Source organism: Micromonospora sp. CPCC 205558, from assembly GCF_036902955.1.
Classification (GTDB): Bacteria; Actinomycetota; Actinomycetes; order Mycobacteriales; family Micromonosporaceae; genus Micromonospora.
Window position 1 is genome coordinate 26,217 of record NZ_JBAKHR010000041.1, and the last position, 22,150, is coordinate 48,366.

The following is a 22,150-nucleotide window of genomic DNA, read 5'->3' on the forward strand; positions in this document are numbered from 1 at the left end:
GGGCTCACTGGGTCACCGTGCCGAGGACCGTGCCGTCCGGAGCGGCCACGTGGACCGGCGCGTCAGCCGCGAGGTCCCGCACGGCGGCGTGCCCGGCACCGTCCAGCGTCGACGCCTCGGTCACCACCACCGCAGCCTCCAGCCGACTCGCCCCGGCCGCCACGGCCGAAGCGACAGCCAACTGCAACGCGGTGAGCGTCAGCGACGGCAGCGCGACACTCGCCGCCGCGTACGTCCGGCCGTCCTGGTCGCGGACCGCGGCGCCCTCCACGGCACCGACCCGGGCACGGGCTCCCCGGGCCAGGACGACGAGCTTGCCGTCCTCGGCGCTCAACGCTCCCGACGCGGTGGGGGTGGGCCGGGCGGCAGGCGCGGCGGGTGTGTCAGGCATCGGCGGATTGCCTCTCGTCGTCTCGATAGTTGTCCGTGTCGTCCCCGGGGCCGGCGTGCTCGCCGCGCCCCGCGGTGTCCTGCTCATGGCCCGGCTCCACCCGGCTGACCAGCACGGTGTCGATCCGGTTGCGCCGGCCGGTGGTGCCCTCGGCGACCAGTCGGAGGCCGGCGACCTCGGCCGCGGCACCCGGGATCGGCACCCGCCCCAGCGACTGGGCGAGCAGGCCGCCGACCGTCTCCACCTCGTCGGTGGGCAGGTCGGTGTCGAACATCTCGCCGAGATTCTCCACCGGCAGTCGAGCGGTCACCCGCACCGAGGAGTCCGCCAGACGTTCGACGGGCGGGCGCTCGACATCGTACTCGTCGGTGATTTCACCGACGATTTCCTCCAGGATGTCCTCGATGGTGACCAGACCGCCGGTGCCGCCGTACTCGTCGACCACGATGACCAGGTGGTTGCGGGCGGCCTGCATCTCGGACAGCAGGTCATCGACCGGCTTGGACTCCGGTACGAAGGTCGCCGGGCGCATCAGCTCGGCAACCGGCAGCTGCTCGGCCCTCGGGTCGCCGCCACGGGAACGCCGGATCAGGTCCTTGAGGTAGAGCACACCCAGCACGTCGTCGACGCTCTCGCCGATCACCGGGATGCGGGAGAAGCCGGACCGCAGGAAGAGCGCCAGCGCCTGCGCGAGCGTCTTGCCCTCCTCGATCCACACCATCTCGGTGCGCGGCACCATCACCTCACGGGCGATGGTGTCGCCGAGCGCGAAGACGGAGTGGATCATCTGACGCTCGCCGTGCTCGACAACGCCGCGCTGCTCGGCCAGGTCGACCAGTTCCCGAAGCTCCACCTGGGTGGCGAACGGGCCCTCCCGGAAGCCGCGCCCAGGGGTGACCGCGTTGCCGATCAGGATCAGCAACGACGCGAGCGGGTTGAGCGCCCGGCCCAGCCAACGGACCAGCGGCGCCACCGCACGGCCCACCGCGTAGGCGTGCTGCCGGCCGAGGGTACGCGGGGCGACGCCCACCACCACGAAGCTGACCACGGTCATCGCGCCGGCGGTCACCAGCGCCGCCCACCAGCCGGCGCCGAAGCTGTCCACCGCCACGAGCGCCACCAACGTGGTGGCGGTCAGCTCGGCGAGCAGCCGCAACAGCAGGAGCAGGTTGAGGTGCCGGACGACGTCGCCGGCGACGACCTGGAGGGTCCGGGCGCCGCGCACGCCGTCGCGGGCCAGCTCGGCGGCTCGGGCCGGTGAGACGGCGGCGAGAGCCGCCTCGGTCATCGCGATCAGACCGGCCAACACCACCAGGCCGGCCGCGAAGACGATCAGCTGGAAGTCGGGAAGGCCGGCGGTGGCGCCGGCCGCCAGTAACGGAGGAGTTGACATCACTGGGTGCGGGTCGACCGCCAGCTCGCCAGCAGCCGAGCCTGGAGTGCGAACATCTCCCGCTCCTCCTCCGGCTCAGCGTGGTCGTAACCGAGCAGGTGTAGCACCCCGTGCACGGTGAGCAGGTGCAGCTCGTCGGCCGGCGCGTGCCCGGCGGTGGCCGCCTGTTTGGCCGCCACCTCGGGGCAGAGCACGATGTCACCGAGCAGGGCGGGCTCGCCGCCGGCCGGCGCGGACTCACCCGGGCCGTGGTCGACGCTGCCCTCGTCCATGGGGAAGGCGAGCACGTCGGTCGGGCCGTCGCCACCCATCCAGCGGTGGTTCAACTCGGTCATGTAGTCGATGTCGACCAGCAGCACGGAGAGCTCGGCGAGGGGGTTGACCCCCATCTCGTCGAGGGCGTGCCGGGCGACGGCGAGCACGGCGTCGGTGTCGACGTCGACACCGGACTCGTTGGCGATCTCGATGGACAACTGCTTTCCTCTGCTTTAGCGGCGGCGGCCGGCCCGGCCGCCCTGGGCGGGTCGCCCAGGCACGGCGTGAACGCCCTGCGCCTGCTGGTTCTCCCGCTCGGCGTCCCAGCGGGCGTACGCGTCGACGATCTCCCCGACCAGCCGGTGGCGGACCACGTCGGAGCTGGACAACTGCGAGAAGTGCACGTCGTCGACGTTTTCCAGGATCTCCCGGACGACCCGCAGACCGCTGCTCGTCCCGCCGGGAAGGTCCACCTGGGTGATGTCACCGGTCACGACGATCTTGGAGTTGAAGCCGAGCCGGGTGAGGAACATCTTCATCTGCTCGGGCGTCGTGTTCTGCGCCTCGTCCAGGATGATGAACGCCTCGTTGAGGGTGTTGTGCGTGACCAGGAACTCATCGGTCACGTACAGCGAGTCCGCGGCCGCGACCTGGATACACATCGTCTCCTGCGTGCCGGCCGGAATGATCGAATCGATGAAGCGCATCGGCCGACCACCCCCATGCTGGTCATAGAGCCGACGCTTGCGGTCCAGACGGAACGGCGGCACACCGGCAGGCAGCCGGATCTCCACGACGTAAGCGTCGGCGCGATAGGGAACGGGATGGCCTGACGCCTGGCCCGGCTTACGTCCTTCGGCTCTCCGTACCCGCCAGGTGGCGACCCCACCGAGCGATTGGACGAGATAGACCACGTCGTCTCGCAGCTGGGGTGACGTCGTGCTGTACTGCACCCGGCAGGTGCGACCCGTCTGGGTGACCGGCCCCCCGTCCGTGTCCAGCAAGCCCTGAAGAACGGCCAGCCGAACGGCGATACTGTTGCACTTGTATACCTCGGGTACGAATTTGGTCGCAGACTTCGTCCCTGCCAGACCCAGCTCGCGGATCGCGAGCGTCACCGGGTTTGCGACAATCACCCCACCACGGTGGCCGTTGACGTGCCGAAGGACATAGTCGTAGGCACTCTTGCGTACGACTTCGATGTCAGTGAGCGCCTGCTCCAGCGCGACGACAAGCTCCGGGTCCGCCGTGGCGAACGTTGGCGTAGTCGTCAACGAGATGCAACCATCGCCGAGCAGCAGACCGAGCGCATACGGGTCGAGCGGAACGTCCGTCGACTCCATTTCCACTGGCGCCACGACCGGCAGTTCATACCGACGGATGTCACCCCGCCGCTCCTTACCGATCATCTCGCGGGTCTCAAGCGTGCGCCGACGCCCCCGGCGCTTGTCCTCCGGGGTGGCGACGGTCCAGAGATGCTCGCCGCAACAGAGGGTGGACGACCCGTCCTGTGCGGTGACCCGATAGACCTGCTTGGGCCCCTGCGGATAAATGCCGATCACTGGCGTCGGCTGCCCATTAGATCCGATGACCAGGTCGCCGATCCGGAGCGATCCAAACCGCTTGAATCCTTGCGGAGTCAGGACCTTCGCGTCGTACGGCTGCGCACGACCCCGCATGTAGGCCAGCGGGGCGACCTCGATCGTGCCGGCGGCCATCAGCTTCGGGATCGTCTCCGGGTCGAGCATGTCGTGCAGCGCGTCGTAGAGCGGGCGCAGGTACGGGTCGATCTTCTCGTTGAGCGTGCCGGGCAGGAAGCCCAGTCGCTCGCCCGCCTCGACCGCCGGCCGGGTGAGGATGATCCGGTTGACCTGCTTGGCCTGCAACGCCTGGACGGCCTTCGCCATCGCCAGGTAGGTCTTGCCGGTGCCGGCCGGGCCGATGCCGAAGACGATGGTGTGGGTGTCGATCGCGTCGACGTACCGCTTCTGCCCGAGGGTCTTGGGGCGGATGGTGCGCCCGCGCCGGGAGAGGATGTTGAGCGTCAGGACTTCGGCGGGCCGCTCGGCGCTGCCCTGCTCGAGCATGCCGACGGTACGCCGGACGGCGTCAGTGGTCAGGGTCTCGCCTTTCTCGATGAGTTCGAGGAGCTCGCTGAAGACCCGCTCGGCGAGAGCGTTGTCCGCAGGGTCACCGGTGATGGTGATCTCGTTGCCGCGGACGTGCACGTCACTGTTGACCGAGCGTTCGACGAGTCGGAGGATCTCGTCGCCCGCGCCGAGCAGATTGACCATGATCTTGGGGTCGGGCACAGTGATCCTGGTCTGCACCCGGGGCGGGCCGGGAGGTGGGGTGCCGGTCATAGGTCGGGCCGAAGGGCCCTGCGCCACCTGCTCTCGATCTCGGCGCCGGCCTGCTGGCCTGGCGTGCGGACGTTACACCCATCGTATCGGTTCAACACGGGCCGCATCGCGCCCATTTCCGCTGGCCGCGATCAACTCCCGGCCCGGAAGTCGTACCGGTCGAAGGTCTCCTGGTGGCGGGTGAACCGGTACGTCGCCCAGTGCATCCGGACCACCGCGCCGGCCTCGTCCCGGGTCAGCCGCAGCAGCTCACCGGCCTCCCGGCCGGAGACCACGCGGAACACGTCCGGCTGGTCCGCCACCGGGGTGAAGATCGCCGGCGGCCGTCCGGCCGGGTCACCGGCCCCGCGCGCCCGCAGGGTGCCGTCGTGCCAGGAGAAGACGTACTCGGAGCCCTCGCCCCACCAACGGCCGAGCACACCGCGCAGGGCCGCCGGCGCGGGCGGACCAGGTCGCCAGGGCTCGATCTCGGCCGGGTCGTGCTCGACCGCCGCGGCGAGCAGCCGGTGCGGCAGGTCGAGCAGTTCGGACGCCGTGCCGGACGAGCCGAGCACCGCAGCGCCCATCGCGCCGGCCGTGCCGTCACCGCCGCGGCGGCCGTACACCCCGGCGAGGAAGCCGGGCATCGCCCCGTCGTGCCCCACGTGCATCACCCGCTCCCCCTGTGGGATCAGGATCAGCCCGAGCCCGAAGCCCGCGCCCCAGAGCGCCTCGTCGGTGGTGGTCAACGGCCAGCGCATCTCGTCGAGAGTGGCCGGGGCGAGGACCGCGCCGCCCGGGTCCAGCGCCGTCGGGTCGGCCAGGAACGCCGCCCAGCGGGCCATGTCGGTCGCGGTGCTCCACAGCTGGGCGGCCGGGCCGACCGCGCCGAAGTCGGTCGGCGGCTCCGGGTGCGCCTCGTCGGAGTACGCGTCGACCAGGAAGCCGGTGGCCGCCGTCGGCCGTGGGGCAACTGTGGTGTCGGTCAGCCCCAGCGGCGTCAGGATCCGCTCGGTGAGCGCCTGCGCCCAACTCCCGCCCCGCAGCCGGGCGACGAGGTGGCCGAGGACGGCCATCCCCAGGTTGGAGTAGTGGAACCGCCGGCCGGTCGGCAGCACCCGCTCGGCCCGGTCCAGCTCGGCGACCAGTTGGTCGGCGTCCGGTGCGCGCAGGGTGTCCCAGACGTCGCCGAACGGCTCACGTTGCAGGCCACCGGTGTGCGACAGCAACCGGCGTACGGTCAGCTCGCCGTGCGCCGGCAGGTCCAGGTGCCGGCCCACCGGGTCGTCCAGGTCCAGCAGCCCGTCGTCGCGACACTGCAGGACCAGCACCGCGGTGAACGTCTTGGTCACCGAGCCGATCCGGAACTGGGTGCCCGGCCCCAGCGGGCTGTCGGTGCCGGTCTCGCCGACGGTGCAGCTCCAGAGCGGTCGGTCGGCCCGGTGCAGCGCCGCCGACACCGCCGGCACCCGGGCTTCGGCCTGCACCCGGCGGACCAACCGGCCCAGGCGCTCATGCATCGCAGGACCTGCCGTCACGTCAGGTCCCGGGCGAGCATCGGGCCGAGCGGCGCGCCACCGAGCAGGTGCGCGTGCACGTGGAACACCTCCTGCCCGCCGTACGCGCCGGTGTTGAACATCAGCCGGAAACCGTCGCCGAGCAGGCCCTCGTCCTCGGCCACGGCGGCGGACGTCGCCAGCACGTCCGCGGCCAGCGCCGGGTCACCCTGGGCGAGCGTGGCGACGTCGGCGTAGTGCTCCTTCGGAATGACCAGGACGTGCACCGGCGCCTTCGGGTCGATGTCGCGGAAGGCGAGCGTGGTGTCGGTCTCCCGGACCACGGTGGCCGGGATCTCCCCGGCGACGATGCGGCAGAACAGGCAGTCGGATCCCATCGGGGCAGTGTAAGGAGGGAAGGTACGGCTGAGGCAGGATGGCCGGCATGACGGATCGGGCGGTACTCGTAACCGGGGCTTCGCGCGGGATCGGCCGCGCGGTGGCGATGGCGTTCGCGGCCAGCGGCGACCGGGTGGCCATCCACCACCGCGACTCGGCCGACGCGGCCGAACAGCTGCGCGCGCAGCTACCCGGCGCCGGGCACGTGGTGGTCCGCGCCGACCTCACCGATCCGGACGCGATCCGGGTCATGGTCGACCGGGCCGCCGAGCTGCTCGGCGGGCTGGACGTGCTGGTCAACAACGCCGGAACGTACGGCGACCGCGACGACCCGCACCCGATCTTCGGCGCCTCGTACGAGGAGTGGCAGCAGCGCTGGCGGCAGGTGTTGGAGACCAACCTGACCGGCGCCGGCAACGTCACCTGGTGCGCCGCCCAGCACATGCGCGAACGCGGCGGGCGGATCGTCAACGTCTCGTCCCGTGGCGCGTTCCGCGGGGAGCCGCACCAGCCGGCGTACGGCGCCAGCAAGGCGGGGCTGAACGCGCTGGGCCAGTCCCTCGCCGTGGCGCTCGCGCCGTACGGCATCGCGGTGGCCACGGTCGCGCCGGGCTTCGTGGCGACCGACATGGTCACCGAGTACCTGCGCGGTGAGGAGGGCGCGGCGATCCGGGCGCAGAGCCCGTTCGACCGGGTGGGTCGACCGGAGGAGATCGCCGCCGCCGTGCACTGGCTGGCCTCGCCGCAGGCCGAGTGGGCCTCCGGCACGATCGTCGACCTCAACGGCGCCTCGTACCTGCGCAGCTGACCCGGAGGGCTGCTGGTCAGGCACTGGCCTCGCACCCGGGGCCGGTCCCGAGCGGTCGGACTACCAGCGGCCGAGCCGGGTGGCGAGCACGCTGAGGGCCGCCACCCCGGCGGTGGAGGTGCGCAGCACGGCTGGCCCGAGGCGTACGGGTCGCCCGCCGGCCTCGGCGAAGGCGGTCAGCTCGGCCGGGGCGATGCCACCTTCCGGGCCGACCACCAGCACGATCTCGCCGGTGGAGGGCAGCTCGGCGGTGGTGAGCCGTTCCTCGGCCTCCTCGTGCAGCACGAACCCGGCGGCGGCACCGGCGATCCGGCGGGCCACCGTGGCGGTGGACTCGTCCGGCGCACCGGCCACGACCGGCAGCCACGGTCGGCGGGCCTGCTTGGCCGCCTCCCGGGCGGTGGCCACCCACTTCTCCCGGGCGCGTACGCCCCGGTCGCCGCGCCACTGGGTCACCGAACGCGATGCCGCCCAGGGCACGATCTCGTCGACCCCGACCTCGGTCATCGCCTGCACGGCCAGTTCGCCCCGGTCGCCCTTGGCGATGCCCTGCACCGTCACCAGCCGGGGTACGGGCGCGTCCGCGTACCCCCGGGAGGTGACGCTGACCTCCAGGCTGCCCCGGCCGACGGCCGTGACCACGGCGGCGGCCGTGCCGCCCCGGCCGTCGGCGAGCAGCAGTTCCTCGCCGACGCGCAGTCGCTGGACGGTGGCGGCGTGGTGCCCCTCCGGGCCGTCCAGGGTCAGCGCGTCGCCGGTGGGCAGCGCCTCGACCAGGAACAGCGGTGCGGACACCTCAGGCGTGCCCGTTGAACGCGTCGCGCATCCGGGAGAAGAAGCCGCCCTGCTTGGACAGCTCGGCGACCTCCTCACCGCGGGTCTTGGCGAAGTCGCGCAGCATCTTCTCCTGGTCCGGGTCGAGCTTGGTCGGCGTCCGCACGTCCAGGTGCACGTAGAGGTCGCCTCGGCCGGTGCCGCGCAGGTGCGGCACGCCCCGGGCGCGCAGTCGCAGCGTGCTGGCCGGCTGGGTGCCGGCCTTGACGTCGACGGTCTCCTCGCTGTCCAGCGTCTTGATGGTCAGCCGGGTGCCGAGCGCCGCCGCCGTCATCGGCACGGTGACCCGGCAGTGCAGGTCGTCGCCCTTGCGGGAGTACACGTCGTGCGGGCGCTCGTGGATCTCCACGTAGAGGTCGCCGGCGGTGCCGCCACCGGGGCCCACCTCGCCCTGCTGGGCCAGCCGGATCCGCATGCCGTCCTCGACGCCGGCCGGGATCTTGACGGTCAGTGAGCGGCGGGTGCGCACCCGGCCGTCGCCGGCGCAGGTGGGGCAGGGGTGCGGGATGGTGGTGCCGTAGCCCTGGCACACGGTGCACGGCCGGGCGGAGACCACCTGGCCGAGGAAGGTGCGCTGCACCGACTGCACCTCGCCCCGCCCGCCGCACGCCTCGCAGGTCGCCAGGTGCGTGCCGGCGGCCGTTCCGGCGCCCGAGCAGGTGGTGCAGAGCACAGCGGTGTCGACGGTGATCGGGGCCTCGACGCCGAACGCCGTCTCGTGCAGGTCGAGTTCGAGCCGCAGGATCGCGTCGGCACCCGGGCGGGTACGCGGCCGTGGGCCACGGGCGCCACCTCCCGCGCCACCGAAGAACGCGTCCATGATGTCCTGGAAACCGACGAACGGTCCGGCACCGCCGGGGCCGCCCGGGCCGCCGGCCCCGCCGCCACCCGGGGCGAGCGGGTCGCCACCCAGGTCGACGATCTGCCGCTTCCGGTCGTCCGAGAGGACTTCGTACGCGGCGTTGATGTCCTTGAACTTCTCCTGAGCCTCCGGGTCCGGATTGACGTCCGGGTGGAACTGGCGGGCCAGCTTGCGGTAGGCGCGCTTGATCTCGTCATCGGAGGCTTCCCGGCTCACACCGAGAATGCCGTAGTAGTCCCTGGCCACTGCGTTCCGTGTCCTCATGTTCGTCTCGCGTTGCGCCGGTCGGCGGCCGCAGCCGGCCTCGTCGGCCCTGACCAATCAGTTCTGGGCCAGCAACTCGCCCACGTAGCGTGCCACGGCGCGCACCGTGGCGATGTTGCCGGGGTAGTCCATCCGGGTGGGCCCCAGCACCCCCAGGCCGCCCACGATGGTGGTGCCCGGGCCGTACCCGGTGCTGACCACCGAGGCGGCGCGCAGGTTGTCGAACTCGTTCTCGTCGCCGATCAGCACCCGGGTCGTGCTCGGCTCGGTCTCACCGATGAGCTTGAGCAGCACGACCTCCTCCTCCAGAGCCTCAAGGATCGGCCGCAGGGATCCCTGGAAGTCGAGCAGGCCACCCCGGGTGAGGTTGGCGGTGCCGGCGAGCGCGATCCGCTCCTCGTGCCGTTCGACAAGCGTCTCCAGCAGCACGCTGGCGAGCGTGGTCATTGTCGGCCGCAGCCCGGTCGGTGCTTCCTCGACCAGCGCCTGCACCAGCGGTGGCGTCTCGGACAGTCGGGCGTTGGCGAGCTTCTCGTTGATCAGTCGGCGCAGGTCGGTGACGTCGTCGGCGGGCACCGGCCCGGGCAGCTCCACGAGTCGCTGCTCCACCCGCCCGGTGTCCGCGATCATGACGAGCATCAACCGGGTGGTGGAGATCGGCACCAGCTCCAGGTGCCGCACCGAGGAGCGGGCCAGGCTCGGGTACTGCACGACGGCGACCTGCCGGGTCAACTGGGCGAGCAGCCGCACCGTGCGGTGCACCACGTCGTCGAGGTCGACCGCGCCGACCAGAAAGCGCTCGATGGCCCGGCGCTCGGCCGGGCTGAGCGGCTTGACCCGGGACAACCGGTCGACGAAGAGGCGGTAACCACGGTCGGTGGGCACCCGGCCGGCACTGGTGTGCGGCTGCCGGATGTAGCCCTCCTCCTCCAGCACGGCCATGTCGTTGCGGACCGTGGCCGGGGAGACCCCGAGCTGGTGCCGCTCGACCAGCGCCTTGCTGCCGACCGGCTCCTGGGTGGAGACGTAGTCTTCGACGATGGCGCGGAGCACGGCGAGTTTCCGGTCGTCGAGACCCATCCTCCGCACCTCCTGTCGCACGTCGGCCGCCGGCGCCCTGGGCCGGCCGAGCCGTCCTGGCACTCGACTGTAGCGAGTGCCAGTCTACGTCGGCAGGCCCGCCGACGCGATGATCAACGGCCACCGGTCGGTGCGGCCCGCGCCACCCCACTGGGCCGATCGGCCCGCACTGCCGGACGGTGTCGCTCTGGTGCGGCGTTGCCACGGGCCCCTACCGTGACATCCATGACTGAACCTCCTCGCCCTCCCGGATCGGGTGACCCCGGCAACTACCCGCCGGACCCCACTTCCCCGGGCCTGCCCCCGTCGGCCGAGCCGCCCACCGCACCACTGTCCGGCGCACCCGGCCCGGCCGGCTATCCCCCGGCCGGTGGCTATCCGCCGCCCACCGGTGACCAACCGCCGTCAGGTGGCTACCCTCCGGCAGGCGGCTATCCCCCACCGGGGAGCTATCCCCCGCCCGGCGGCTATCCGGCCGGTGGGGCCTACGGCGGCCCCGGCGGCGGCTACGCCAACAACGAGGACAAGACCTGGGCGTTGGTCGCGCACTTCGGCGGCGCCGCCGGAATGATCATCAGCGGTGGTGTGCTCGGCTGGATCGGCCCGCTGGTGGCGATGCTGGCCCGGGGCAGCCAGTCCCCGACGGTCCGGGCACACGCTGTGGCGGCGCTCAACTTCCAGCTCATCTGGTCGATCGTCGGCCTGATCGGCTGGGTCCTGTCCTGCATCCTGATCGGGTTCCTCGGGGTCGCGGCCGCCCTCATCGTCGGCGCCGTGTTCGGCATCATCGCCGGCATCAAGGCCAACGAGGGTCAGCTCTACCGCTACCCGCTCTCCGCCAGCTTCATCAAGTGAACGGGCCGGCCGCTCCCCCGGCCGGCTCGTTTCACCGCCGCCCCCGTGTGGGGGCGGCGGGCCGCGTCAGGGCAGCAGATCGCGGACGACCGCGTCGGCGAGCAGCCGCCCGCGCAGGGTGAGCACCGCACGGCCGGCGGCGTACTCGTCGCCGGCCAGCAGGCCGTCGGCCAGCGCACGCTCGGCGCCGGCCCGGCCGCTGGCGTCGAGCACCGCCAGCGGGAGGCCGCTGGCCAGGCGCAGCCGGAGCATCACGTCCTCCATGTGCGCCTCGTCGACCGTGAGCACCTCGCGGGCCAGGCCGGGAGACGCGCCGGCGGCCAACCGCTGGGCGTACGCCGAGGGGTGTTTGACGTTCCACCAACGCACCCCGCCGACGTGGCTGTGCGCCCCCGGCCCCAGCCCCCACCAGTCCGCGCCGGTCCAGTAGAGCAGGTTGTGCCGGCAGCGGGCCTCCTCGGTGCGGGCCCAGTTGGAGACCTCGTACCAGGAGAGCCCGGCCGCGTCGAGCGCGGCCTCCGCGGCCAGGTAGCGGTCCGCCGCCACGTCGTCACTGGGGTACGCCAGCTCGCCGCGCCGCATCCGGGCGGCGAGCCGGGTGCCGTCCTCGACGATCAGGGCGTACGCGCTCACGTGGTCCACCCCGGCGGCGACGACCTGCTCCAGCGAGGCGGCGAAGTCCTCGGCCCGCTCCCCCGGGGTGCCGTAGATCAGATCCAGGTTGACGTGCTCGAACCCGGCGTCGCGCGCCTCCAGGGCGGCGGCGGTGGCCCGACCGGCGCTGTGTTTGCGGTCCAGGATCGCCAGCACACCGGGGGAGGCGGACTGCATGCCCAGTGAGATCCGGGTGTAGCCGGCCGCCCGCAGCAGCTTCAACGATTCCGGGGTGACCGATTCGGGGTTGGCCTCGGTGGTCACCTCGGCGTCGGCGGCCAGCCCCCAGGTGCGGTCGATGCCGTCGAGGATGCGGGCCAGGTCGTCGGCGGGGAGCAGGGTGGGCGTGCCGCCGCCGACGAAGACGGTGTCGACCCGGGGCGGCGGGTTGTCGCCCAGCACCCGGGCGGCGAGGGCCAGCTCGGCCAGGACGGTGTCGGCGTACCCCTCGCGGCTGGCACCGCCGCCCAGTTCGGCAGCCGTGTAGGTGTTGAAGTCGCAGTAGCCGCAGCGACTGGCGCAGAACGGCACGTGTACGTACACGCCGAAGCCGCGCGCGCCGACCGCACGGGTGGCGGTGGCGGGCAACGATCCGTCGACGGGGACGGTCTCACCATCTGGAAGGACGCCGGGCATGGCCACTAGTGTGCCCGGCATGACCTCTCCCGACGTCCTCGTGCGGGTCGCCACGGCCCGTGGGGTGACCACCCTCACCCTGGACAGCCCGCACAACCGCAATGCCCTCTCCACCGGCCTGATGACGCAGCTGCTGACCGGGCTGGCGGACGCGGTGGCCGACGAGGCGGTCCGAGTGATCGTGCTCGACCACACCGGCCCGGTCTTCTGCTCGGGCGCGGACCTGAAGGAGACCGCTGCGGCGTACGCCAGCGGGACGGTGCCGGCCGGCATGCTGGGCGACGTTCTCGCGGCGCTCTGGGAGTGCCCGAAGCCGGTGCTGGCCCGGGTCGGCGGGCCGGCGCGGGCCGGTGGGCTCGGCCTGATCGCCGCCGCCGACCTGGCCGTCTGCGCCGACGAGGCGACGTTCGCGTTCACCGAGGTACGCATCGGGGTGATCCCCGCGGTGATCTCGGCGACCGTGCTGCCCCGGCTGCATCCCCGCGCCGCCGCCGAGCTGTACCTGACCGGGGACACCTTCGACGGTCGCCGGGCCGCCGAGATCGGCCTGGTCACGGCGTCGGTTCCGGCGGACGGGCTGGACGACGCGGTACGGGGCTACTGCGACTCGCTGGTACGCGGCGCACCGGGTGCGTTGGCCGGCGCGAAGGAGCTGCTGCGTCGACCGGGCACCGCCGAGCTGCGTGCCGAGCTGGCCCGGCTGTCCGCCGTCTCGACCGGTTACTTCCTCTCGGACGAGGGGCGCGAGGGGGTCATGGCCTTCCGCGAACGTCGACCGGCGAGCTGGGTGCCCGCCGTGGACGCTGAGTCCGGCGATCACGCCGGGTAGGACCGGGGGCGTCGGCCGGTTCGTCGGTGAGCGTCGGGGCGCCGCCGTTGGTGGGCGGCGCCCCGGTTTCGGTCGGGTCACCAGGCGGTCGCGCCGCCGTCGACCGGGTAGTTCGCCCCGGTGATGTACGACGCCCGGTCGGAGGCGAGGAAGACCACCAGCTCGACGACCTCCTCGGGTCGGGCGAACCGCTTGAGGAGCGTCTTGGCCGTGATCGCGTCCCGCGCCTCCTGGTTGTCACCGAGATCGCGTTCGCTGGCCGGGGTGAGGGTGGGCCCGGGGCTGACCGCCACCGCGCGGATGCCGTGCGGCGCCCCTTCGAGCGCGAGCTGTCGCGTCATCCCGATGATGCCGGCGTTCGCGGCGGTGTGACCGACCATCGGCGGGACGTGACCGCCGATCATCCCGGCCATGGAGGCGGCGCTGATGATGACACCGCCGCCGCGCCGGACCAGGTGCGGCCAGGCGAACTTCGACACGAAGTACGGAATGTCGAGTTCGCCGGTGATGGTGTAGCGCCAGTCCGCCACGGAGAAGTCGGGCATCGGGCCGAAGCGGAGCGCCGCCGCGTTGTTGTAGACGACGTCGAGCCCGCCGTAGGCGGCGGCAGCGTCGTCGACGAGCTTGCGTACCTGCTCGGGGTCGGTGAGGTCGACCGGCGCGATGCCGGTCATCTCGCCGCCGGCGCGACGGACGAGTTCGACCGTCTCGTCGTTACCGGCGACCTGGAGGTCGGCCCCGACGACCTTCGCGCCCTCGCGGGCGAAGGTCAGCGCCGCGACGCGGCCCAGGCCACCGCCGGTGCCGGTGATCAGCACGACCTTGCCATCGAGCGTTCCCATGGAACTCCTCCTCATTTCGGTGACCAACGCGGGCCCAGCGATGGGCGGTCGGTCGGATTGACATGTCAACAGCGTCAAGTCCTTGACCCGTCAATCGCTTCCCGTTGTCGCTTACCCGGTGACGCGCACAACAGCCGCCCACCGCGACGGGTGACAGAACCACCGAGCAGGTGAGATCGCCGCCGAAGCGGGAACGTCGCCAACCGGTACGCGGCAAGGGAGCCGACCCCGAACCGGTCGGAGTGGGGTGAGTCGGGCCCGAACCGCTCGGACGACCCGGAGAGGGCGTGCGGGGACGTACGCTTGGCAGACTGTCGAGCGGGGGGTGTGGGTGCGAACTCGGGCAACCGTGGCGGGTGGAGTGGTGCTCATCCTCGTCGCCGTGATCGCGATCTGGCTCGTCGTACGGCAGGTCGGCGACAACCTCAAGTTGCCCCTGGTGGCGCGGAAGTGCACCGTGCAGGCCGATGGGCGGGTCGCGCTGGACGCCGACCAGATGGCCAACGCGGCGACCATCGCGGCGATCGGCGCGAAGCGTGGAATGCCCGAGCGGGCCGTCGTGGTCGCGCTCGCCACCGCGTACCAGGAATCCGGGCTGCGCAACCTCGCCGACGGCGACCGCGACTCGGTCGGCCTGTTCCAACAGCGACCGAGCCAGGGCTGGGGCACCCCGGCGCAGATCCGCGATCCGCGCTACGCGGCCAACCGGTTCTACGCGGCCCTGAAGAAGGTGCGCGGCTGGGAGAAGATGCGGGTCACCGATGCCGCCCAGCGGGTGCAGCGCTCGGCTTTCCCCGAGGCGTACCAGAAGTGGGCCGACAACTCCGAGGTGCTCAGCCGGGCGCTGCTCGGCGACGCCAGTGGCGCGGTCGCCTGCACGGTGGGGCGTACCCCGGTGATGCGTGGCGCGGCGGCAGCCGCGCAGCTGACCCGCAACCTGGTGCTGGACTGGGGGTTGAAGGGCACCGACCCGACCGACCCGACCGGGTTGGCGGTCACCCCGGGCGACCAACGCGACGGCTGGCGGTACGCGCACTGGCTGGTGTCGCACGCCCAGGACCACGGGGTGAAGCGGGTCCGCTTCGGCGACCTGGAGTGGACCGCACGCGATGGCTCGTGGGGCCGGGTGAACGGCCAGCAGAGCCCCGCCGGCCAGGTGGTGGCCGAGGTGTTCAACGAGGGCTGACCACCCCCGGATCTCTTAACCGGCAGTGACCGCACAATCCGGCAAAGTGCATGAAATCACGCTATTGATCGCCCAGATCTCACTCTGTGCGTTTCTCTCGCTGCGCGGGGTCCCGCTGCCGCCCGATCCCGGAACACACCCTCCCCGATGCCCGGGTCGCCGCGTTACGATCGGCGGCCTGTGCCAGAAAAGGTTTCACCTCATGGGGAGGGGTACGACACGGTGTTCGATTACGGCGACCGGACCGGTTACGAACCGATCAGCGACATTGACCGCAAGGAGTTCCACGAGCAGGGTTTCCTCCTGCTGCGCAACGTCCTGACGGAGGACCACCGGGCGGCGCTGGAGGCAGCGGTCGACCGCGTCTACGCGGAGGAGCAGGCGAAGGGCACCACCAAGAAGGACGGCACCCTGCACCTGCTGGGCTTCCTGGAGCGCGACGAGCTCTTCGGTGAGCTGCTGACCCACCCGATCGCCTTCCCGTACATGTGGGGGCTGGCCGGCTGGAACATCTACACCCACCACAACCACCTGGACGTCACCCCGCCGGCCGCGGAGCCGGAGAAGCCGTACTGGGGTTGGCACCAGGACGGGTACCGGCAGAACTCCGACCCGGAGACGATGGACCCGAACCTGCCCCGGCCGATGTTCTCGCTGAAGGTCGCGTACGTGCTGTCGGACCTCTCCGAGACCGGCCGTGGCGCCACCAAGGTCATCCCGGGCAGCCACCTGAAGAACTCGCTGCCCCGGCCGGCGGACCTCACCGTGCAGAACCCCGACCCGGAGGGCACGGTGGAGATCACCGCCAACCCGGGCGACGCCTTCATCTTCGACCGCCGGCAGTGGCACTCGCGGTCGACGAACCTGTCGACCATCACCCGCAAGATGCTCTTCGTCGGTTACACCTACCGGTGGATTCGACCGCTGGACGAGCTGCACCCCGACGTGAACGGCGAGTGGTACCGCAACCGCACCCCCGTGCAGCGCCAGCTGATCGGTGAGGGCACCCACACCGCCAACTACTGGGGCATCAACTGGGACGGGTACGTCGACGACGAGATCCCGCTGCGCAAGGAGCTCAAGGAGCGCGGCCTGCTCGACCGCAACATCCCCTGGCTCCGCTGACCCCCTGCTCGTAGGACGCGGCCCCCTGCTCACGCTATGCGATGGCAGGGGGCCGTTCCACGTCCAGTCCCTGAGCGAGCGCCCTGGACGGCCGATCAGCCCCGGGAGGCGAGGCGGCGACGGACCTTCTCCAGGATCGGCTCCGGCAGGCCCTCGGCGTCGAGCAGCCGAGGCAACAGCTCCGGCTCCAGGCTGGTCGCCCGGAAGACCTCGCCGATCGTGACACCGTGCGCCGGCCGGTCCACCACCTCGACCGGGTCGCCCGCGCCGACCTCGCCCTCACGCAGGACCCGCAGGTAGGCCCCGGGCGACGCCCGGACGGTGAACCGCTTGATCAGATCCGGTACGCCCCAGAACCCGGCGAAGGTGGTGCAGGGGGTGCGCGGTTTGGTGACCTGGAGCAGGGCGGAACCCACCTGCCACTGCTCGCCGATCACCGCACCCGTCACGTCGACCGCGTAGGTGGTCAGGTTCTCGCCGAAGCCGCCGGGCGGTACGGCGCGGCCCAGTTCGGCCACCCACCAGGCGGCGTCCTCCTCCGCGTAGGCGTAGACCGCCTGGTCAAGACCACCGTGATGGGCCCGCTCGCCGATGAAGTCACCCGCCACGCCGCCGGTCAGCAGCGACACCGGGCCGTCCACCGGTCGCTTGTCGATGCCGCTGCGACCACTCGCGTCGCCGGCCCACCCCGCCTCGGTCACGATGCCGAGGTTCACCGCTGCCACCCTGCCCGTCATGACGGTCAGCCTAACGGCGCGCCGGAGGGCGTCGGTCGAGCCCGCACGGCGCGGGTCAGCCCTTGACCGCGCCCGCCACCAGGCCGGAGACCATCCGACGCTGCACCAGCAGGAAGAAGATGATGACCGGCAGGGTGAACAGGGTGGACGCGGCCATCACCGGCCCCCAGTTGGTGTCGTCCCGACCGAAGAAGAAGGTCATCGCCACCGGCAGTGTGTAGCTGCTCTGGTCGTTGATGAACGTCAACGCGAAGATCAGCTCGTTCCACGCCGTGATGAAGGAGAAGATGCTGGTGGCCACCAGGCCGGGCGCGACCAGCGGGAAGAGCACCCTGCGGAAGGTCTGGGCCCGGCTGGCCCCGTCGATCGCCGCCGCCTCCTCCAACTCCTTCGGCACCGCCGCGACGAAGCCGCGCAGCATCCAGACCGCGAACGGCAGCGAGAAACCGAGGTACGTGAGGATCAGGCTGGGCAGGGTGTTGTAGAGCCCCAGCCGCTGGATCATCAGGAACAGCGGAATGACCAACGCCTCCAACGGAATCATCTGCACCACCAGCAGCATGATCAGGAAGCTGGTCCGCAGCCGGAACCGGAACCGGGCCACCGCGGTCGCGGCGAGCAACGCCACCAGACCGCTGAGCACCACAGTGGAGACAGCGACCAGCACGCTGTTGAGGAAGAAGTCGAGGAAGCTGACGCCAGGGATCAGGTTGCCGGTCAGGATCTCCCGGTAGTGCGCCAACGTCGGATGGGTCGGCACCGGCTGCGGGGTGGCCGAGAAGATCTCGTTGCTGGGCTTCAGCGAAGTGGAGATCATCCAGTAGACCGGGAACGCCGCGAAGAGCGCGACCAGCAGCCCGGCACCGTTGAGGGCGACCTTCTTCACGACTCGTCCTCCTGCCTGAGCACCATACGTACGTAGAAGCCGGTGACCACGAGCAGGATCAGCGTGAGGATCACCGCGATGGCCGCGCCGAGCCCGTACTTCGGCGGCGGAGAGAAAGCCTCGGCGTACGAGTAGATGGCGAGCATGAACGTCGGCCGGTCCTGGGTGCCGCCGGCCAGCACGAACTGCTGGGTGAAGACCTTGAAGTCCCAGATCGTGGAGAGCACGATCAGGATTCCGAAGACCGGGCGCAACAACGGGAAGGTGATCTTCCAGAAAACCCGCCACGGGCTGGCGCCGTCCACCCGGGCCGCCTCGTGCAGCTCACTCGGAACGCTCTTCAGACCGGCGAGCACGCTCACCGCGATGAACGGGAACGAGTGCCAGACCACCACCAGCGTGAGGATGGCGAAGAAGAGCAGCGGCGAGTTGAACCAGCCGTAGCCGGTCCAGTCGCTGCGCCCGAACAGGCTGTTCGAGAGCCCGTCCGGCAACGCATTGAACAGCCACGTGACCAGGCCGCTCGTATCGTCGAAGATCCATTTCCAGACGATGGTGCCGGTCAGCGCCGGCGTGGCCCAGGCGAGCATCACACAGCTGGCCACGAACGTCGCCATCTTGCGACCGAGCCGGTTGAGCAGCAGTCCCACCAGGGTGCCGAGCACCATCGTGAGCAGCACGTTGGCCGCGGCGAACAGGACCGTGTTGCGCAGCACGGTCAGGAAGAACGGATCGGAGAGGATGTCGGTGTAGTTGGCGAACCCCACCCACGGCCACTCCCGATCGCCGCGCAGTTGCCGGACGCTGTTCAGCCGGAAGAAGGACATCACCACCACCTGGCCGAGCGGCCAGAGCAGCAGCACCCCGATGATCAGCAGGGCGGGCAGGAGCAGCAGGTAGGGCAGGCGGTCCACCCGGCGACGCCGCCGCGCGGGGTTCTCCCGCGCGGCGGTCGTCTGCGAGGTCTTCGTCAGGACGCTCACTTGCTGTTCAAGATGCCTTCCATCTCGGCGGCCGCGTCGGCGGTGGCCTTCTCGACCGTCTTCTGACCCTTCATGACCGAGCTGTTCATCGCCTGGGTCACCGTCTTGGTACGGCTGACCTCCACCCACTTCGGGGTGAGCGGCGTGAGCTTGGTGTTCTGCATGGTCGTGGCGAACGCGGCCATCACCTTGTCGTTCGCGTACGCGTCACCGGAAACCAGATCCTGGTAGACCGGGAAGAAGCCGAGGCTGCTCGCGAAGCTCTGCGCGTTCTTCTTGTTCAGCAGCACCGTCAGGTAGTCCCAGGCCAGGTCCTGCCGCTCGCTGTCCTTCCAGATCGCCACGTCCGAGCCACCGGCGAAACCGGGTGCCGCCTTGCCGTCCGGGCCGGGGATCGGGAACGTACCCCAGACCTTCTCGATCTCGGGGTTGTCCTTCTTGATGGCGCCCTGCTGCCAGCTACCGGCGAAGGCCATCGCGGCCTTGCCGGTGGCGAACTGGGTACGCGCGTCGATCTCGTTCCAACCCGCGGCAGCCGGAGGGGCCACCTTGTGGACGGTCACCAGGTCGGTCCAGAACTTGACGGCGCGCTGCGCCTCGGGCGTGGTGTAGCCGGACTTCCAGGCGCCGCCCTGGTTGCTGGCGATCTCGCCGCCCGCACCCCAGAGGAAGGAGTAGAAGGGCAGCTCGGAATTGCCCGGCAACGCGATGCCGTAGGTGCCCTTCTTCTTCGCCTGCACGGCCTTGGCCACGCTGACCAGGTCGTCCCAGGTCTTCGGGGGTTGCACGCCGGCCTCGGCGAACCAGTCGGTGCGGTAGTAGATCGCCCGCACACCCGCGTACCAGGGCACGCCGTACTGCTTGCCGTCGAGCTGCGCGTTGCGCACCAGGTCGGGCAGCAGGTCCTTGCCGTCGGCCCAGCCGCCCATCCGACCGCTCACGTCGGCGAGCGCCTCCTGGGCGGCCCAACCCTGAGTTTCGGTGTTGCCCAGCTCGGTGATGTCCGGGCCCTCACCGCCGGCGAGCGCGGCCTGGAACTTCTTGGGCGCTTCCAGCCAGGGGATGTACTGCACGACCACATCGGTGTCGGGGTGCTTCTGGCGGAACTCGGCCTCGACCGCGTCGAGGAAGGAGTTCTGCGCGTCCCCGCCCTCGCCCATCATCCAGACCGTGAGCTTGCTGTCGTCGGCCGCGTCGTCGCCGGAGCCTCCACAGCCGGTCAGCACCATCGCGGCCGAGGCCACCATGGCGGTGACCGGAGCCAACCGCTTCCACCTGTTCACGCCACTTCTCCCCTCGCGCCGCCTGGAACTAACCTTCTCCGCCGCACCCTAGTACGGAGAATTCCTTTACGACAGTGGTGGGACTGGCCGAAGCGTGGCGAACGTACCGCAGCGGCCCATCGATCGACACTCGGACGTCAGGCCAAAGTCGGGCGCTTCAACACGAAAGAGCACCCGGCTCAGCCGGGTGCTCTTTCCAGTCGTGCTGTCCCACCAGTGGTGGGTTGTTGCCAGATGATGCCGGGTCGTTATCGGGTGATGCTGCGGCGGCGACCCACGCCAGCCACCAGCGCGACAGCGATCGCCGCCACCACGACCTGCACCAGCAGCTCGCCCCAGTCGACACCGCTGGTCTCGGTCGCGATGCCGATGGCCCGCGCCAGAACGGTGCCCAGCAGCGCCGCGCCGATGCCGATCAGCAGGTGCAGCCAGATCGGCATGTTCTGCCGGCCCGGGACGACCAGACGGCCGAGCGCGCCAACGATGAGACCAACAACGATCGCAGTGATGATGCCCCACACGGTGAGCTCCACGGCCACCCTCCTTCAAGAATGTCTGACACACGATGCGTGTGCTTCCTGTCGTGACCGTTAATTGCCCGACCCACCGAAAATCCAAACCGACTTCGCTCACCAGACGATCACGATTTGGCCGACATGAACACGTTCCACCCGACGGCCCCCACCACCCGGCCACCTCGCCCCGCCCCCACCACCCGGCCACGTTCCGACCCAGCGTCATCGACGCCACCGCGGCCGGTGAAGGCGGCCGGTGAAGGCCGCCAGCGGAGGCGGCCGGTGAAGGCCGCCGGTGGAGGCCGCCGGCGTCGGCCAATCGACGCCGCTGCATCCAGCGGAGGCGTCCGACGTCGTCCAACCAAGAGTTGACCAGAGATCTTGGACAGTTTCCGTTAGGCCGTAACGGAAACTGTCCAAGATCTCTCGATGCGCGGCTGCGAGAGGGACCTTTGTGGGGGTCGGTGGGTGGCTTGTGCGGCGATCCCGCCCCGGACACCCCGACATCACCAAACCCGAGTCGAGCACCGCGATCCAGCCCGCCGGGACGCCTGAGATGGCACCGGCAGACCTCGGGCGGACACGCCACCGGCCTCAGGCAGACCGCACAACGCCAACTGCCGGGCCACGCAACGCCCGACCGTCGACCGCACAAGGGCAAATGCCGGGCCACACCCCGGAGCCGTCGGGCCGAGGCCATCGTGGCGGAAGCCGTCGGGCCGGGGCCGTCAGGCGGAGCCGTCGTGGCGGGAGCCGTCGTGGCGGGAGCCGTCGTGGCGGGAGCCGTCGTGGCGGGAGCCGTCGGGCCGAGGCCGTCGTGGTGGGCGATAGCGGCGAGTTCCATCGTGGCGGGCAGAACGCCGATGGGCGCCCGACCTGTCGGCCGGGCGCCCATCAGAGGTATAGCGCGGTGGTGCGGCTTGATGCTCGGTGGTTACCGGGTCACGCGGCGGCGGCCACCCACACCGGCCACCAGCGCGACAGCGATCGCGGCCAGCACGACCTGCACCAGCAGCTCGCCCCAGTCGACACCGCTGGTCTCGGTCGCGATGCCGATGGCCCGCGCCAGAACGGTGCCCAGCAGCGCCGCGCCGATGCCGATCAGCAGGTGCAGCCAGATCGGCATGTTCTGCCGGCCCGGGACGACCAGACGGCCGAGCGCGCCAACGATGAGACCAACAACGATCGCAGTGATGATGCCCCACACGGTGAGCTCCACGGCCACCCTCCTTCAAGAATGTCTGACACACGATGTGCGTGCTTCCTGTCGTGACGGCTAAGTGCCCGACCCGGCGAAAACCCAAACCGACTCACCTTGAGCGGCAGCGCCACCCGTCGATGTTTTTGAGGTGCGTCGGTTGACGCGTGGGTACGTCCACACAGGTAGGAGGCTGTTTCGTCGGCCCGTCTCCCTCCACGACAGCGACGGCAGAATTTTCGCGCCCGGCTCACACTCGCCGCCCAACCGGCGATCCGCCGTCCCTCCGGCGATCAC

Annotated in this window: 21 protein-coding genes and 3 pseudogenes; 5 read left to right on the forward strand and 19 right to left on the reverse strand. The window is 70.8% G+C overall.

Annotation, left to right across the window (positions count from 1 at the left end):
* Positions 1-4 precede the first annotated feature (4 nt).
* From V6U86_RS30450 to V6U86_RS30485, 8 genes and pseudogenes are all read right to left on the reverse strand, one after another.
* On the reverse strand, positions 5-391 hold the full coding sequence (locus V6U86_RS30450) for a cytidine deaminase (RefSeq protein ID WP_112619633.1): 387 nt from the start codon (positions 389-391) through the stop codon (positions 5-7).
* Positions 384-1,808 carry a hemolysin family protein gene (locus V6U86_RS30455; RefSeq protein WP_334509445.1) on the reverse strand — a complete coding sequence of 475 codons (1,425 nt, stop codon included), beginning with the start codon at positions 1,806-1,808 and terminating at the stop codon, positions 384-386. Before V6U86_RS30455 ends, V6U86_RS30450 begins: the two co-directional genes overlap by 8 nt.
* Positions 1,784-2,257, reverse strand: coding sequence for an rRNA maturation RNase YbeY (gene ybeY / locus V6U86_RS30460; RefSeq protein WP_030491788.1), 474 nt, complete (start codon positions 2,255-2,257; stop codon positions 1,784-1,786). The genes V6U86_RS30455 and ybeY overlap by 25 nt, the downstream gene beginning before the upstream one ends.
* A 15-nt stretch (positions 2,258-2,272) precedes the next feature.
* A pseudogene (locus V6U86_RS30465) lies at positions 2,273-2,638 on the reverse strand (PhoH family protein); the annotation flags it as partial.
* A 255-nt stretch (positions 2,639-2,893) separates the two neighbouring features.
* Positions 2,894-3,448, reverse strand: a pseudogene (locus V6U86_RS30470) (LAGLIDADG family homing endonuclease); the annotation flags it as partial.
* Between the two features lie 207 nt (positions 3,449-3,655).
* Positions 3,656-4,402 (reverse strand): annotated as a pseudogene (locus V6U86_RS30475) (PhoH family protein); the annotation flags it as partial.
* A gap of 131 nt (positions 4,403-4,533) precedes the next feature.
* Positions 4,534-5,901, reverse strand: coding sequence for a serine hydrolase domain-containing protein (locus tag V6U86_RS30480; protein WP_334509394.1), 1,368 nt, complete (start codon positions 5,899-5,901; stop codon positions 4,534-4,536).
* A gap of 14 nt (positions 5,902-5,915) precedes the next feature.
* A complete protein-coding gene (locus tag V6U86_RS30485) occupies positions 5,916-6,275 on the reverse strand; it encodes a histidine triad nucleotide-binding protein (protein ID WP_088949690.1) in 360 nt (119 codons plus the stop codon).
* A gap of 47 nt (positions 6,276-6,322) precedes the next feature.
* On the opposite strand from V6U86_RS30485, the gene V6U86_RS30490 reads away from it, so the two are divergent.
* Complete coding sequence (locus V6U86_RS30490; protein ID WP_334509399.1) at positions 6,323-7,084, forward strand: SDR family NAD(P)-dependent oxidoreductase; 762 nt, start codon at positions 6,323-6,325, stop codon at positions 7,082-7,084.
* 60 nt (positions 7,085-7,144) lie between these two features.
* Here V6U86_RS30490 and V6U86_RS30495 read toward each other — a convergent pair whose 3' ends face one another.
* From V6U86_RS30495 to hrcA, 3 genes are all read right to left on the reverse strand, one after another.
* The gene (locus tag V6U86_RS30495) at positions 7,145-7,879 is read right to left on the reverse strand and encodes a 16S rRNA (uracil(1498)-N(3))-methyltransferase (protein ID WP_334509401.1); all 735 of its coding nucleotides are present in this window, start codon (positions 7,877-7,879) and stop codon (positions 7,145-7,147) included.
* Between the two features lies 1 nt (position 7,880).
* On the reverse strand, positions 7,881-9,026 hold the full coding sequence (gene dnaJ, locus V6U86_RS30500) for a molecular chaperone DnaJ (RefSeq protein WP_181518639.1): 1,146 nt from the start codon (positions 9,024-9,026) through the stop codon (positions 7,881-7,883).
* A 75-nt stretch (positions 9,027-9,101) separates the two neighbouring features.
* Positions 9,102-10,124, reverse strand: coding sequence for a heat-inducible transcriptional repressor HrcA (gene hrcA / locus V6U86_RS30505; protein WP_030336470.1), 1,023 nt, complete (start codon positions 10,122-10,124; stop codon positions 9,102-9,104).
* A 225-nt stretch (positions 10,125-10,349) separates the two neighbouring features.
* Between hrcA and V6U86_RS30510 the strand changes: the two genes are divergently transcribed.
* The gene (locus tag V6U86_RS30510) at positions 10,350-10,979 is read left to right on the forward strand and encodes a DUF4870 domain-containing protein (protein ID WP_334509404.1); all 630 of its coding nucleotides are present in this window, start codon (positions 10,350-10,352) and stop codon (positions 10,977-10,979) included.
* Between the two features lie 66 nt (positions 10,980-11,045).
* Here the strand turns inward: V6U86_RS30510 and hemW are convergent, their stop codons facing one another.
* On the reverse strand, positions 11,046-12,269 hold the full coding sequence (hemW, locus tag V6U86_RS30515) for a radical SAM family heme chaperone HemW (RefSeq protein ID WP_334509448.1): 1,224 nt from the start codon (positions 12,267-12,269) through the stop codon (positions 11,046-11,048).
* A gap of 19 nt (positions 12,270-12,288) precedes the next feature.
* Between hemW and V6U86_RS30520 the strand changes: the two genes are divergently transcribed.
* Positions 12,289-13,098, forward strand: coding sequence for an enoyl-CoA hydratase-related protein (locus V6U86_RS30520; protein WP_334509406.1), 810 nt, complete (start codon positions 12,289-12,291; stop codon positions 13,096-13,098).
* Between the two features lie 77 nt (positions 13,099-13,175).
* Here the strand turns inward: V6U86_RS30520 and V6U86_RS30525 are convergent, their stop codons facing one another.
* A complete protein-coding gene (locus V6U86_RS30525; protein WP_334509408.1) occupies positions 13,176-13,940 on the reverse strand; it encodes an SDR family NAD(P)-dependent oxidoreductase in 765 nt (254 codons plus the stop codon).
* 325 nt (positions 13,941-14,265) lie between these two features.
* Between V6U86_RS30525 and V6U86_RS30530 the strand changes: the two genes are divergently transcribed.
* The gene (locus V6U86_RS30530; RefSeq protein ID WP_334509410.1) at positions 14,266-15,126 is read left to right on the forward strand and encodes a hypothetical protein; all 861 of its coding nucleotides are present in this window, start codon (positions 14,266-14,268) and stop codon (positions 15,124-15,126) included.
* Between the two features lie 222 nt (positions 15,127-15,348).
* Positions 15,349-16,251 (forward strand): phytanoyl-CoA dioxygenase family protein, encoded by a 903-nt coding sequence (locus V6U86_RS30535; protein WP_112604298.1) that lies wholly within the window; start codon positions 15,349-15,351, stop codon positions 16,249-16,251.
* 95 nt (positions 16,252-16,346) lie between these two features.
* Here the strand turns inward: V6U86_RS30535 and V6U86_RS30540 are convergent, their stop codons facing one another.
* From V6U86_RS30540 to V6U86_RS30565, 6 genes are all read right to left on the reverse strand, one after another.
* Positions 16,347-16,988: an MOSC domain-containing protein gene (locus V6U86_RS30540; RefSeq protein WP_334509414.1), complete on the reverse strand. Its 642-nt coding sequence runs from the start codon at positions 16,986-16,988 to the stop codon at positions 16,347-16,349.
* A 55-nt stretch (positions 16,989-17,043) separates the two neighbouring features.
* Entirely contained in the window at positions 17,044-17,874 is an 831-nt protein-coding gene (locus V6U86_RS30545; protein ID WP_334509417.1) for a carbohydrate ABC transporter permease, read from the reverse strand.
* Positions 17,871-18,857: a carbohydrate ABC transporter permease gene (locus V6U86_RS30550; RefSeq protein ID WP_334509419.1), complete on the reverse strand. Its 987-nt coding sequence runs from the start codon at positions 18,855-18,857 to the stop codon at positions 17,871-17,873. Before V6U86_RS30550 ends, V6U86_RS30545 begins: the two co-directional genes overlap by 4 nt.
* Complete coding sequence (locus V6U86_RS30555; protein ID WP_334509421.1) at positions 18,854-20,140, reverse strand: sugar ABC transporter substrate-binding protein; 1,287 nt, start codon at positions 20,138-20,140, stop codon at positions 18,854-18,856. The genes V6U86_RS30550 and V6U86_RS30555 overlap by 4 nt, the downstream gene beginning before the upstream one ends.
* 248 nt (positions 20,141-20,388) lie before the next feature.
* The gene (locus V6U86_RS30560) at positions 20,389-20,673 is read right to left on the reverse strand and encodes a GlsB/YeaQ/YmgE family stress response membrane protein (RefSeq protein ID WP_279519895.1); all 285 of its coding nucleotides are present in this window, start codon (positions 20,671-20,673) and stop codon (positions 20,389-20,391) included.
* Positions 20,674-21,589: 916 nt separating this feature from the next.
* A complete protein-coding gene (locus V6U86_RS30565) occupies positions 21,590-21,874 on the reverse strand; it encodes a GlsB/YeaQ/YmgE family stress response membrane protein (RefSeq protein ID WP_334509422.1) in 285 nt (94 codons plus the stop codon).
* Positions 21,875-22,150: the final 276 nt, after the last annotated feature.

Bases quoted from the DNA above. Each gene is read 5' to 3' on its own strand.
- V6U86_RS30480 (WP_334509394.1), bottom strand. From the start codon at position 5,901: ATGCATGAGCGCCTGGGCCGGTTGGTCCGCCGGGTGCAGGCCGAAGCC.
- V6U86_RS30520 (WP_334509406.1), top strand. From the start codon at position 12,289: ATGACCTCTCCCGACGTCCTCGTGCGGGTCGCCACGGCCCGTGGGGTG.
- V6U86_RS30485 (WP_088949690.1), bottom strand. From the start codon at position 6,275: ATGGGATCCGACTGCCTGTTCTGCCGCATCGTCGCCGGGGAGATCCCG.
- V6U86_RS30490 (WP_334509399.1), top strand. From the start codon at position 6,323: ATGACGGATCGGGCGGTACTCGTAACCGGGGCTTCGCGCGGGATCGGC.
- hemW (WP_334509448.1), bottom strand. From the start codon at position 12,269: ATGCCCGGCGTCCTTCCAGATGGTGAGACCGTCCCCGTCGACGGATCG.
- V6U86_RS30540 (WP_334509414.1), bottom strand. From the start codon at position 16,988: ATGACGGGCAGGGTGGCAGCGGTGAACCTCGGCATCGTGACCGAGGCG.
- V6U86_RS30450 (WP_112619633.1), bottom strand. From the start codon at position 391: ATGCCTGACACACCCGCCGCGCCTGCCGCCCGGCCCACCCCCACCGCG.
- hrcA (WP_030336470.1), bottom strand. From the start codon at position 10,124: ATGGGTCTCGACGACCGGAAACTCGCCGTGCTCCGCGCCATCGTCGAA.
- V6U86_RS30510 (WP_334509404.1), top strand. From the start codon at position 10,350: ATGACTGAACCTCCTCGCCCTCCCGGATCGGGTGACCCCGGCAACTAC.
- V6U86_RS30525 (WP_334509408.1), bottom strand. From the start codon at position 13,940: ATGGGAACGCTCGATGGCAAGGTCGTGCTGATCACCGGCACCGGCGGT.